This is a genomic window from Paenibacillus sp. FSL R5-0749 (assembly GCF_038595085.1).
In the GTDB taxonomy this organism is placed as follows: Bacteria; Bacillota; Bacilli; order Paenibacillales; family Paenibacillaceae; genus Paenibacillus.
The window spans coordinates 6,749,051-6,761,576 of record NZ_CP152005.1 but is presented as its reverse complement, the minus strand read 5'-3'; the positions used below and the strand labels follow the sequence as shown (position 1 = coordinate 6,761,576).

The window sequence follows — 12,526 nt, the reverse complement described above, 5'->3', positions numbered from 1 at the left end:
AGACTGTCACTCCTTTTACATGTTCCAAGTGTGGCTTAAGCCATGATGCAGTGTCGAAATACGAGATATATTGTTGAATTTATCCCCAAACCCCCGCAGGTCAAAAACAAAAAAAGTATGAACAACGGAAAATTGTTCACAACTTTATCCACAGGCTGTTGATAATATTATGGGTCAGATCACATATTCACATCCAAAAGTAATACAATCATAGCAAAAGAAACCCCGCATTTCAACGTATCGCGTGATTTTATCCACAAATTCAATAACTTGTGTATAATTTTTAGTCACAACACAATATATTGTTTATAAACTGTTTAATTTTCGACAGAAAGACCCAAAAACCAAAAATGTTTTATACACAGGTTATCCGTCAAATGATGCCAAATTGTGTGTAAAAGTATTCTTCGTTTGTGAATAACCTGTCTGTGGATAACCGTGAGGTGAACATGGAGCATGATCGAGATCGGAAAAAGAGTTACCCCTCCACCTCGCTTTTTTCATGGCAATGGAACGATGGTGAAAGCTACGAGTTCAATGTCAGGGTAGAGACGAAGAGGGGGGAAACTCATGCAATTCATTGAACAGGATCAGGGGTGTATTTTCTAAACAGATGGTAATTCTGTGATCAGCGATATAGAAGAATAATGGACTAAAAGGACTTCATTTTGGGGATCTGGAATGTGAATTATCCGCAATATAGAGGTAAGCGGGTGCTTAAACATAGAGGTAGAATACTATGAATGTATTATATGATTCGGAAGGATAAATTATACGTGTATAACAAAAGAGGTTGTCCTCCAAAACCAATAACCGGTTTTGGAGGGCAACCTCTTTTGAAGAGACAATGTATGGATTGATGATTTAGAGACGGGTAATGGACATCTTACGCTGGAATTCAGCGATATCTGCGTATTCCTCTTCAAGTTTGCGAGAGATCCGAATAAAGATGGGCAGCAGCTCTTGGTAGATGGCAGCATTCTCTTTGACAGGGGTGTGTCGATGTGTTGTACCCACCATGGAAGAGACGGCATGAAGCGATTTGATCCGCCCTGTAGCGTACAAACCAAGCACGACAGCACCCAGACAGGAACTTTCGAAACTCTCGGGCACAACCACTTCCTGATTGAAGATATCAGACATCATCTGACGCCAGAGAGGTGAGCGTGCAAACCCACCGGTGGCTTGAATGGAGGTAGGCTGCCCAATCTGTTCTTCCATGGCGAGCAGTACTGTGTATAGGTTGAAAATAACCCCTTCCAGGACAGCACGGATCATATGCTCTTTCTGATGATGGAGTGTTAAGCCAAAAAAAGAACCACGGGCATCCGGATTCCACAGTGGTGCACGTTCGCCCGAGAGGTAGGGGTGAAACAGAAGTCCTTCCGATCCTGGCCGGACACGTTCGGCAATTTTGGTCAGCACATCATAGGAATTGATGCCAAGTCGCTTCGCTGTCTCCACTTCAGACGCGGCGAATTCATCCCGCACCCAGCGAAACAGCATGCCACCGTTATTCACAGGCCCCCCAATAACCCAAAGATTCTCTGTAAGGGCGTAACAGAACGTTCGACCTTTTGGGTCGGTAACAGGACGGTCCACGACGGTACGAATGGCACCGCTGGTTCCGATGGTTGCTGCAACTACACCAGGTTCAATGGCGTTTACGCCGAGATTGGATAAAACCCCGTCACTTGCGCCAATAACGAAAGGTGTGGAGGGGGAGAGAGCCATTTTTTCAGCCGATTCGTGATTCATTCCTTCTAATATATATGTTGTTGGCACGAGCTTCGAGAGATGGTCTGGTGTAATGCCTGCTACCTCAAGGGCCTCTGCATCCCAGTCCAGTTGTTCCAGATTGAGCAAACCTGTGCAGGAAGCGATGGAATGGTCGACGACATATTGTCCGAATAGACGGAAGAACAGATATTCTTTAATCGAAATAAATTTCGCTGTACGCTCAAAAATTTCAGGCTCATCGTGGCGCAGCCACATTAATTTGGTCAGTGGTGACATCGGATGAATAGGTGTACCTGTGCGCAGGTAGATTCGATGTCCCAATCCATTCTCTTGCAGCTGGGCAGACCATGCGGCACTTCGATTATCCGCCCAGGTGATGCAACGGGTTAAGGGTGTGTTATCCTGTCCCATGGCAATGACACTATGCATAGCTGAGCTGCAGGATACAAACAGAATCTGCTCGGCAGCGACACCGCTCTGATCCATGACTCCACGGACAGAGCGAAGGGCCGCTTGTACAATCTCTTCAGGGTCCTGTTCGGCAACATCGGTTGCAGGGGTATACAAAGGGTATTCCTGCGTTGACGTGCTGATAACGGAGCCTTGCTCGGTAAATAACACGGATTTGGTACTGGTTGTACCAATATCGATCCCAATCATATAGTTGTTCATGTATTTAATCCTTCTTTCTCCAGAAAGCGATGAGATTTTATTTCTTTCTACTATAGAGACCCCATTTATACCACTGTACTCAGAAGCAAAATAAAGATCAGTCCAACCACGGATAATAGTGTTTCCATAACGGTCCACGTTTTCAATGTCTGGGAAACGCTCATATTAAAGAATTCTTTGATCATCCAGAATCCCGCATCATTCACATGAGACAAGATGAGTGACCCTGCACCTGTAGCGAGTACAACCAGCTCAATATTGACACCTGGTGTGAGTGCAAGCACTGGCGCGACAATGCCGGCCGCAGTTGTCATAGCTACGGTTGCTGAACCGGTAGCTACACGAATGAGCGCAGCGACAAGCCAGGCAAACAGGATGATGTTGATGTTGGCATGGGTAGCGACATCAGCAATGGCGTTACCTACACCACTATTGATCAATACCTGTTTGAAGGCACCGCCTCCACCAATAATGAGAATGATGGTCGCCGTAGGTGCCAGACATTCACTGGTGAAGCGAGAGATATCATGTTTGGTGAATCCACGTGCAAAGCCGAGTGAAAAGAGGGCAAACACAACTGAAATGAGCAGAGCAATGATCTCATGCCCGATAAATTCACTGAAAACAGTGAAGCCGCTCGTGGCATTTGGGTCAATGATGCTTGCTATGGAACCAATCAGCATCAAAATAACCGGCAGCAATATGGTAAACAGGGTAATACCAAACCCAGGCATGTTGCTGTTTGTTTTGTTTGCGAATTGTTCAGCCAGTTCAGCTGGCGGTTCGGTGTGTATTCTTTTGCCTATAAATTTACCAAACAAAGGACCTGCAATAATTGCTGTAGGAATACCAACAATCAGGGAGTACAAAATGGTTTTACCCAGATCCGCGCTGTAGGCTTCAATCGCTATCATTGGCGCGGGGTGGGGTGGAACCAAGCCGTGTACAGTCGACAGACCGGCCAAAATGGGAATACCGATCTGAAGCAGAGACATATTGGTTTTACGTGCAACGGTGAAGATGATCGGAATCATCAAAATTACGCCGACTTCGAAGAAAACAGGAATACCAACGATAAATCCAACAATCATCATGGCCCAGTGCACACGTTTCACACCGAACCGATCGACCAATGTCGTTGCAATGCGCTCGGCACCGCCAGATTCGGCCATCATCTTGCCAAGCATCGTACCAAGAGCAATAACAATTGCAATGGTTCCAAGTGTGCCGCCAAGTCCCCCGGTAATGGAAGAGATCACATCGGCAGGTTTCATACCTGTAAGCAAACCGAGCATTAATGCGGACAACAGCAGGGTGATGAAGGGATTCCATTTATACTTGGAAATCAAGACGATTAGAAAAACGATCGCAATTAACGTCCAAACCAATAATGTTGCGTTGTGGGAAAGTCCAAAAAGAGTGCTCATGATGTTATGTGCTCCTTTATTTCTGATATAGAACGCTTACAAGTGAAATTTACGTCAACAATCTTATTCGTGCCGGTACTTGAAAAAGGTTTTGGCGAGAAATCTAGTTTTATCATGCCCAAAGTGAAACAAAATCGCATTTTGTATACTTGTCGACAAGTTGAGCCGCAATCATTCACAGCGGATATGATTGCAAACGCCCTGCTCCTTTTAGGAATCAAAGCTTTCGTGCAGGGTTTTACCGGAATCCTGGAAATACGTGCGGACTCCAGCCTGAATGAGCATTTTGTCGCCGGATTCAAGTGCTTCAACGAGCAACCGGTGTTTCTCAATTACAGCGCTTACTTTCTGCTCGCCTTGAACGAATACTCTGCGCGTCGTGAGCAGCATAACGGTCATCACAACATATCGAATACTCTTCCATAGATGTGAAATACGGGAATGCTGGGCGGCTTCAATAATCGTTTCGTGGAAAACGAGGTCCTGATAGGCGAATTCGACAGCGTCCTGATGTCGTCCGGCGAGTTGCATTTTGTCGATTACGTTACGCAGCTGGGTGATTAATGACGCTGGAACATCACCTGCGAGTCGCTGCTGTACAAAACTTTCAATAAGGAAACGGACATCATACAATTCTTCGACATCCTTGATTCGTAGTCCAATAACAACGACACCCATCCGTTCAAGCCGAATAAGGCCTTCATTGGACAATGTTCGTAACGCTTCACGAACAGGTGAACGACTGCTGTCAAAATCAGCCGCAATTCGATTTTCCGACAAAATCTCTCCAGGACGAAGGGTACCACTGATGATCCGCAGCCTTAATTCGCAGGCTATGGCTTCACCACGGGAAGCCCCTTGAAGCCAGGAAGAAGGAAATAGCATATGGCTAACGCTCCTATTAATAATAATCAGTTCATTACTGATCATAACATAACTATTTTGCGGACTGGACATTTCAGTTCAATCCATAGTTTGCAAGCTGCAAGCTAACGGCTAATGTTTTTTTCAAAGGACTACTAAAGGCAGGTAAGTAACTAGCTCCATCCATATACTTGTATACAAGATGTGATTTTTATCCTACACCTTTCTCAAAAGCTTGTAAACCATAATTGAAGCGGATACAACATGATTGAAATTCGGCAATATCAATAACCTATAATCATTATCCACATGTGAATAACTTCAAACAGAATGGAATAAAGGAGATAGCGGGCATTGGAGGGTGTGGATAACTATAAATGATGAAATATGGTGTTCTGATCAGGGTCTGGGGATAACTTTCAGGACTCTCTTCTAGGCTTGGTAATGAGATTCAAATGAAGGGATTGTGGTCATTACTTTGGGTCAGCTGGGAGGATATATAAAAGAGGGAGAAGCTGTGCGTCTTGCAGTTGACTTTTGCAGGTGGACATGGTTAAATATATAAAGGTGTTTTCTGTGAAGATGAAAGTGATTCATCACATAAGTATTTCCTTGTGAGGAGGTGCAATACATTGAGACCTACATTCAAACCGAACGTTAGCAAACGTAAAAAAGTTCATGGTTTCCGGAAAAGAATGAGCACGAGCAACGGCCGTAAAATTTTGGCCGCACGTCGCCTTAAAGGCCGTAAAAACCTGAGTGCTTAATGCATTGAAGACCACCGAGGTGGTCTTTTTTTTCTTAATGAGCTCAATTCAGACTGGATGCTGGTACAGATCAGGTCTGAAAGGTCTGCGAAAAAGTACTGAACACACACGATGTATGTGGAGTGAGTTTTCCATTTTACGAAAACTTACCTTTATATAAGGATGAATGTTGTTTCGTTTCATTTGGCCGAGTAACAATTATCCCGGATGAATGATTATGCGGTTCAATTAGCCGATCAACAATTCGTCCAAATGAAGTTGTCGCCAAGACGGTTTACCGTCATTCAAGAAAGCCTATACTAAATCAGTAATGAGGCCTCCGTCAATAAGAATGATGGAGAACAGCAAGGAGAAGTGCCGTGTATAAAAGACTGCGTCTACGAAACCGGGCGGACTTTAGCCGCGTATACCGGTATGGAAAATCGTTTGCCAATCATCAATTCGTGGTGTATGGCTGCCGCCGTAAAGATACGGAACAATTCCGGGTCGGTGTATCCTGCAGCAAGAAAATCGGAAACGCTGTCGTACGCAACCGGATGAGACGCATGATTAAGGAAATTGTTCGTCATCATGAACATGAGATCGTTACGCAGATGGATCTGATTTTTATCGTCAGAAAAGGTGCGCTGGACATGCCCTATAAGGAAATGGAAAAAAGCCTGCTCCATGCGATGCGCAAGGGCTCACTTTTGAAGTCAAGTAAGCGGTAAGCTTCGGTTTATTTGTCCTCCTAATTATGGTATGATTTACGGTGGAATGGAATGGTTAAGAGAGGGGTTATGAAGTGTCGCGATTGAAGACATCAAAGGGGAAGTGGATTCTCCTCATTGCAGTCATTGCAATGGTCACCGTACTCGCCGGATGTACTCCACAAGGAGCCGGGGTTACTACGGAAGATCTGAAGAACAGTGGCTCATTCTGGCAAAGTAATGTTGTATATTGGTTTTCACTAGCGCTCGATACATTCGCCAACTGGTTTAACGGTGAATATGGACTGGCTGTCCTCGTAATGGTGCTTATTGTTCGGACATTGATTTTACCATTAACAATGAAACAGGTCCGTAGCTCCAAAGCCATGCAGGCAATTCAGCCGCAACTGAAGGAGATTCAAGCGAAGTATAAAGATACACCTGAGAAAGTTCAGCAAGAAACAATGAAGTTGTTTCAAGAGAACAAAGTTAATCCGATGGCCGGTTGTCTGCCGCTTATCATTCAGATGCCGATTTACATCGCACTTTATAACTCAATTTATGGAAACTCCAGTCTGAGAACCCATGATTTCTTGTGGCTCCAGCTCGGAGAACCGGATCACCTGTTTATTTTGCCAGTGCTGGCTGCGATCACTACATTCATTCAAACATGGATGATGATGCGTATGAACCCTGCACAGCAAGTGGGACCGATGCAGTTCATGCTGTGGGTATACCCAATTTTAATCTTCGTGATGTCTTACCAGTTCCCTTCAGCACTTCCGCTGTACTGGTTCTACAGTAACATCTACACGATCGTGCAAAACTATTTCCTTTACCGGAATAATGATAAAATCGTGGCTGAGGTCAACGTGAAGCAGAATAGCTCTTCCAAAAATGGAGCTAAACGCAAAAACGGTGGCAAAGCGACCGTCTCTGGAAAAGGGTCGAAAGGGGCCAAAAAATCGAAATGACCAAAGTCATTACGTCAGGAAAAACCGTTGAAGATGCTGTAAACCAAGGATTGACTGAGCTTGGCGTAAGTCGGGACAAGGTCGAGATACAAGTGTTAGAGCAGCCGTCAAAAGGATTCCTGGGTTTGTTCGGGGTGAGGGCGGCCAAAGTAGAAGTGAAATTGTTGCCTGTACCAGATGTTGTCCCACAGCCGATCAAGCCAGCTGCATACCAACCTGAAGTTGATGCATTACTTGAGGATATCGCAGCTAAAAATCCCTATGAAGAAGCGGCTGCTTTCTTGAAAGAGGTCGCAGCAGGTATGGGACTGGATGTTGAAGTGCATATCAAAAAACAGCGGGATGGACATATCTTCAATATTGCCGGAGAAGATCTGGGCATGATTATTGGCAGACGTGGACAGACGCTGGATGCGCTTCAGTATCTAACGAACATTGTAGCGAACCGATACTCGGAAAGCTTTGTTCGAATTGTGCTCGACGCGGAGAATTTCCGTCAACGTCGGCGGAAGACGCTGGAGGATCTGGCTGAACGGTTGGCTGGACAAGCCATCCGTACCGGCAAGGAAGTTGTACTGGAGCCAATGCCTCCGCTCGAACGAAAAGTCATTCATGCTAAACTGCAAAACCACCCGCAGATTAAGACATTAAGTAAGGGTGAGGAGCCTAATCGGCGTGTGGTTATTACGACGAAATAACACGAAATTGAAGACGCAATGGCTTCCTGCCCGGTGCAGAAGCCATTGCTTTTTTCGTACAGAAGCAATTTGGTAAGGTGTGTAGAAACAAGTAAAGAGAGAACTTAATACGATAAGTGACATGTCATATGTTATATCATTAATAGATTTGAAAATGGATATGGCGTTCCCCGAGGGACGGCAATTTTAAAATAGAGCAAGGAGAGATAACCATGATCAGTGATACGATCACAGCGATATCAACGGCTGTTGGAGAGGCGGGTATCGCCGTGATCCGGGTCAGCGGCCCGGAAGCAGTGTCGGAGACGGAAAAGATTTTCCGCAGCAAAACCCCTTTAACTCAGGCAGCATCCCATACGGTTCATTATGGTCATATTATAGATCCGGCGAGCGGCGAGAAGATCGAGGAAGTGCTGGTCACAGTCATGCGAGCACCTCGGTCGTTCACAACCGAAGATGTCGTGGAGATTAGTGCGCATGGCGGCGTGGTGTCGGTAAAACGGGTCATGGACCTGCTGTTGCAGCTTGATATTCGTCTGGCTGAACCCGGTGAGTTTACGAAGCGTGCTTTCCTGAATGGGCGGATTGACCTGTCTCAGGCTGAAGGTGTCATGGATCTTATCCGTTCCAAATCGGACCGGGCTTTCTCGGTTGCATTGAAACAGGTTGAAGGTAAACTGTCCTCCAAACTGCGTGATCTACGCTATACTTTGGTAGAAACATTGGCTCATATTGAAGTGAATATTGATTATCCAGAGCATGATGTGGAATCGTTAACGTCTGATTTTATTAAAGAAAAGTCCAGTCAGGTTATGACTGAAATTGATAAATTGTTGACTACAGCAGAACAAGGAAAGATCCTGCGAGAAGGGATCACGACGGCGATCGTTGGACGACCTAACGTAGGTAAATCCTCATTGATGAATACACTTGCGCAAGATAATCGAGCTATTGTTACGGACATTCCAGGAACAACTCGTGATGTAATCGAGGAGTTTATTACGATTAATAATATCCCGCTGAAGTTGCTTGATACGGCAGGAATTCGGGAAACCATGGACGTTGTTGAGAAGATCGGGGTAGAACGTTCACGTTCCGCGGTAAGTGAAGCCGATCTGATCTTAATGGTCGTAAATGCTGCGGAGCCACTTCATCCGGATGAGATTGAATTATTGGAACAAATCCGCGGTAGACAATCGATAATCATTATGAATAAAATGGACTTAACGCCACAGGTAGAACGTGACGTGCTGCTTCGTTACATTCCGGAAGAACGGCTTGTACCGATGTCAGTGAAAGATGATCTGGGTGTAGATCGACTGGAAGATGCCATCTCTACGCTATTTTTCAGTGGTAAACTGGAGTCGGCAGACCTGACCTATGTCAGCAATGTGCGTCATATAGCGTTGCTCAAAAAAGCAAAGCAGTCCCTGGTGGATGCCTATGAAGCAGCAGATCAGTTCGTTCCGATTGATATGATTCAGATTGATGTTCGTTTGGCGTGGGAGCATTTGGGCGAGATTGTTGGAGATACAGCACATGATGCATTAATTGATCAGATTTTCTCCCAGTTCTGTCTAGGAAAGTAAAAAAAATATACTGCGGATTGACTTGAATCGTAGTGTATGATGGAAAGGTACAATTTCTGCCTGTTGTCAAAGGATGGAATGATGTTGTAGCCATTACGTGTTGGTTTCATATAGATAGGAATGCAAGTTCCGATGAACGGTTAGAAGTATTTTGTTTTCATAACAAGGGGGTAAACGGGAATGGCTTTTGATGGCGGCAGTTATGATGTAATCGTCGTTGGTGCAGGGCATGCTGGTGTGGAATCCGCACTGGCCGCAGCTCGTATGGGGTCCAAAACACTAATGATTACGATTAATCTGGATATGGTGGCCTTTATGCCTTGTAACCCATCCATTGGGGGACCGGCGAAAGGACATGTCGTGCGTGAGATTGATGCTCTTGGTGGAGAAATGGGACGGAATATCGATAAAACCTTTATTCAGATGCGGATGCTTAACACAGGTAAAGGGCCTGCTGTTCATGCGCTTCGTGCTCAGGCAGATAAATTCTCCTATCAGCATAAAATGAAGGAAACAATGGAGAATGAACGTAATTTGACGATGCGTCAAGGTATGGTTGATCGCCTGATTGTTGAAGACGGAAAATGTGTAGGCGTCGTGACTCAGACGGGAACAGAGTATCGGGCCAAAGCAGTCGTTCTGACGACAGGCACATACTTGCGCGGCAAAGTGATCATGGGTGAGCTGATGTATGAGAGTGGACCGAACAATCAACAACCATCTCTTAAATTGTCAGAGCATCTGCGTGAACTGGGCTTTGATCTGGTTCGTTTCAAAACAGGTACACCACCACGTGTGCATAAGGATACGATTGATTTTAGCAAAACCGAAATTCAGCCTGGCGATGATGAGCCGAAGTTCTTTTCCTATGAAACAGAATCTTCCGATAATGAGCAGCTGCCTTGCTGGTTGACGTATACATCTGTGGAAACACATCAGATTATTAATGATAATCTGCATCGCGCACCGATGTTTTCGGGGGTAATTGAAGGGACTGGACCGCGTTATTGTCCATCCATTGAGGATAAAATTGTTCGGTTTAGTGACAAACCTAAACATCAGATTTTCCTCGAGCCGGAAGGCAAAAATACATCCGAGTATTATGTGCAGGGACTATCTACAAGTCTGCCGGAAGATGTTCAACTTGCGGTTCTGCGCTCCATTCCAGGTATGGAAAAAGTGGAAATGATGCGTAACGGTTATGCGATTGAATATGATGCAATGGTACCTACACAATTGTGGCCATCACTTGAAACCAAACGTCTGCCAGGTCTGTTCACAGCAGGTCAGATTAATGGTACATCCGGTTATGAAGAAGCGGCTGGACAAGGCGTTATGGCTGGCATTAATGCAGCACGCAAAGTACAAGATAAAGAGCCGATTGTGCTTGATCGCTCCCAAGGATATATTGGCGTGCTGATTGATGATCTGGTAACGAAGGGTACGAATGAACCGTATCGTCTGTTGACTTCGCGTGCTGAATATCGTCTGCTGCTTCGTCATGATAATGCAGATATGCGCTTGACGGAAATCGGACATGACATTGGTCTGATCCCAGATGATCGTTATGCGAAATTCCTGGATAAAAAGGCGAAAGTCGAGCAGGAAGTCGCACGTCTGAAAGTGGCTAAAGCTCGCCCGGTTGAAGTGAACGCGAAGTTAGAAGAGTACGGATCTACACCTATTCAGGATGGCAGTACGTTGCTTACCTTGCTACGTCGCCCGGAACTGGGGTATGAACTGATTGAACAACTTTCACCATCTGAGGTAGAACTGACAGCAGATATGAAAGAACAAGTCGAAATACAAATTAAATATGCGGGTTATATTGAGAAACAATTGATCCACGTGGAACGTTTGCAAAAGATGGAGAAAAAGAAAATTCCGGACACCATCGTATATGATGAGATTCATGGTCTTGCTATGGAAGCCAAGCAGAAGCTCGCTATGATTCGTCCAATCTCGATTGGTCAGGCTTCTCGTATTGCTGGAGTTACTCCTGCCGACATCTCCATTCTGTTGGTCTACCTGGAGCATTATAACCGTGTAACCGCAGCAAGGGGACAATAATGGACGATATTCAACAGCAACTGCAGCGGCGCTTAAAGAAACATGGATTAGAGCTGGGAGAACTCCAGTTGGAGCAATTCGAGTTGTATTATCAGGAATTGGTATCCTGGAATGAAAAGATGAATCTGACTGGAATCACGGATCGTGAGCAAGTGTATACCAAGCATTTCTATGATTCAGTATCACTGGCTTTTTATACTGACATGACCAAAGTGAATAAGCTGGCTGACATTGGTTCTGGAGCAGGTTTTCCTGGATTGCCACTGAAAATCTGTTTCCCTCACATTAAGCTTACGATCATTGATTCGTTGAATAAACGGATTGGCTTTCTACAGCATGTGGTAGATATCCTTGGCCTGACAGACGTGGAGTTGGTTCATGGACGTGCTGAAGAGATTGGACGCAAAGAAGGATATCGTGACAGCTACGATCTCGTTACGGCGCGTGCGGTAGCCAAGCTGGCTGTGCTGAATGAATTCTGTCTTCCTTTTGTTCGTAAAAGTGGAATATTCGCTGCAATGAAGGGCGGAGACCCGCGTGAGGAAATGAAAGAGGCGGAATTCAGCTTCAATCAGCTGAAAGGACGGGTTAAGGCTGTTCATCCATTTCAGCTACCGGTTGAAGAATCAGAGCGTCATATCATCCTGATTCAGAAATTTGATAAGACACCATATAAGTATCCACGCAAACCAGGCACTCCAATGAAGACGCCACTGGTATAGTATTGTGATGGCTGTGTAATCAGTCATAACTAAATAGATTGTAAACACGTATTAAGAGGATGTTTCACGTGAAACATCTTCTTTTTTTTGTTTTTAAAAGGAAAGGTTTAGTTAACATCACAGACAAGGCATTTTACATATTTCCAAAAGAACCTCTAATGATAAATTCCATGCACAGTAGCTCATAAACATTTTCGCTAATTGAATGTGTGCCAGTCGTCATATTTCCAATATTCACAAAGAAAAAGCAGGAAAATTAGCAGAGTTTAAAGAATAGGTAAGCATAGGATTATGATAGAAAAGATGATAGAATA

At 44.9% G+C, this 12,526-nt stretch carries 10 protein-coding genes; 7 read left to right on the top strand and 3 right to left on the bottom strand.

The annotated features are described in order from the left end of the window. Positions 1-864: 864 nt before the first annotated feature. The 3 genes from gntK to MKY85_RS30095 all read right to left on the bottom strand — a co-directional run bounded on the left by gntK (position 865) and on the right by MKY85_RS30095 (position 4,724). Entirely contained in the window at positions 865-2,412 is a 1,548-nt protein-coding gene (gntK, locus tag MKY85_RS30105) for a gluconokinase (RefSeq protein ID WP_342571518.1), read from the bottom strand. A 65-nt stretch (positions 2,413-2,477) separates the two neighbouring features. Beyond that, the gene (locus tag MKY85_RS30100) at positions 2,478-3,839 is read right to left on the bottom strand and encodes a gluconate:H+ symporter (protein ID WP_339258145.1); all 1,362 of its coding nucleotides are present in this window, start codon (positions 3,837-3,839) and stop codon (positions 2,478-2,480) included. A gap of 210 nt (positions 3,840-4,049) precedes the next feature. Then, positions 4,050-4,724 (bottom strand): GntR family transcriptional regulator, encoded by a 675-nt coding sequence (locus tag MKY85_RS30095; protein WP_339238903.1) that lies wholly within the window; start codon positions 4,722-4,724, stop codon positions 4,050-4,052. A gap of 611 nt (positions 4,725-5,335) precedes the next feature. Between MKY85_RS30095 and rpmH the strand changes: the two genes are divergently transcribed. The 7 genes from rpmH to rsmG all read left to right on the top strand — a co-directional run bounded on the left by rpmH (position 5,336) and on the right by rsmG (position 12,212). Beyond that, positions 5,336-5,470, top strand: coding sequence for a 50S ribosomal protein L34 (rpmH, locus tag MKY85_RS30090; RefSeq protein ID WP_017691413.1), 135 nt, complete (start codon positions 5,336-5,338; stop codon positions 5,468-5,470). Between the two features lie 359 nt (positions 5,471-5,829). Beyond that, entirely contained in the window at positions 5,830-6,180 is a 351-nt protein-coding gene (rnpA, locus tag MKY85_RS30085) for a ribonuclease P protein component (protein ID WP_036611981.1), read from the top strand. A gap of 74 nt (positions 6,181-6,254) precedes the next feature. Then, complete coding sequence (locus tag MKY85_RS30080; RefSeq protein WP_124118701.1) at positions 6,255-7,133, top strand: YidC/Oxa1 family membrane protein insertase; 879 nt, start codon at positions 6,255-6,257, stop codon at positions 7,131-7,133. Beyond that, a complete protein-coding gene (gene jag / locus MKY85_RS30075) occupies positions 7,130-7,831 on the top strand; it encodes an RNA-binding cell elongation regulator Jag/EloR (protein WP_342571517.1) in 702 nt (233 codons plus the stop codon). Before MKY85_RS30080 ends, jag begins: the two co-directional genes overlap by 4 nt. A gap of 212 nt (positions 7,832-8,043) precedes the next feature. Further along, positions 8,044-9,420 (top strand): tRNA uridine-5-carboxymethylaminomethyl(34) synthesis GTPase MnmE, encoded by a 1,377-nt coding sequence (mnmE, locus tag MKY85_RS30070; protein WP_339238901.1) that lies wholly within the window; start codon positions 8,044-8,046, stop codon positions 9,418-9,420. A 180-nt stretch (positions 9,421-9,600) separates the two neighbouring features. Beyond that, on the top strand, positions 9,601-11,490 hold the full coding sequence (mnmG, locus tag MKY85_RS30065; RefSeq protein ID WP_339258141.1) for a tRNA uridine-5-carboxymethylaminomethyl(34) synthesis enzyme MnmG: 1,890 nt from the start codon (positions 9,601-9,603) through the stop codon (positions 11,488-11,490). Further along, positions 11,490-12,212: a 16S rRNA (guanine(527)-N(7))-methyltransferase RsmG gene (gene rsmG, locus MKY85_RS30060; RefSeq protein ID WP_062836523.1), complete on the top strand. Its 723-nt coding sequence runs from the start codon at positions 11,490-11,492 to the stop codon at positions 12,210-12,212. The genes mnmG and rsmG overlap by 1 nt, the downstream gene beginning before the upstream one ends. Positions 12,213-12,526: the final 314 nt, after the last annotated feature.